General features: G+C 43.3%; 1 protein-coding gene. It reads right to left on the reverse strand.

Annotated features, from left to right (window positions below; translation table 11 throughout):
- Window positions 1–142: 142 nt before the first annotated feature.
- Window positions 143–750: ATP-binding cassette domain-containing protein (locus R8O10_RS24890; RefSeq protein ID WP_318191913.1), on the reverse strand; the 608-nt coding region annotated here is incomplete at its 5' end.

Below are 750 nucleotides of genomic sequence, written 5' to 3' on the forward strand. Positions count from 1 at the left end.
TTGAGTCAGGTTGACTAAGTCTGACTCGATGAACCAACCAGTCTCGGCGGCCAAACCGAAAGGCAGCTACGCCATTCTCAAGTAAAGATGAAATAATCATCTTTACTTAATCCTAGTTCATTAATATGAAACTGTGATGAATCTAAGCAGCATCATTTTGACTTTCATCGTTCTCAAGATACAATGAGGCATCAATCAGTTTTCTAGTGTACTCACTTTTTGGGTGATGGAAAATCTCTTGTGCGCTTCCTTGCTCCATCACTTCTCCTTTTTGCATCACTAATACGCGATCAGAAAGCGCCTTAACCACTGATAAATCATGGCTTATGAACAAATAACCGATATTGTGTTTTTTCTGCAAGTCTTTGAGAAGATCGATGACAGTGAGTTGCACTGAGCGATCTAAGGCCGAGGTCGGCTCATCAAGCAAGATAAACGACGGTTCCAAAATCAAGGCTCGTGCAATCGCAATACGTTGACGTTGCCCACCGGAAAATTCGTGCGGATAGCGGTTTATTGATGCGGGATCCAAACGTACTTCGCGCAGAACATCACGCGCTTTTTGCATGCGTTCTTTCTTGTTTAAATATGGCCGGTGGACGGTTAATCCTTCAGTGATGATTTCCCCGATGGTCATACGTGGTGAAAGCGAACCGTATGGATCTTGGAACACCATTTGTACGTCTTTTTTCAGATCGAACCGCTCTTTGTCGCTGAGTGAGGCCATGTTTTGACCTTTAAACTCAATTT

Origin of the sequence: Vibrio sp. 1727 (assembly GCF_033344415.1) — a bacterium.
Lineage (GTDB): Bacteria > Pseudomonadota > Gammaproteobacteria > Enterobacterales > Vibrionaceae > Vibrio > Vibrio alginolyticus.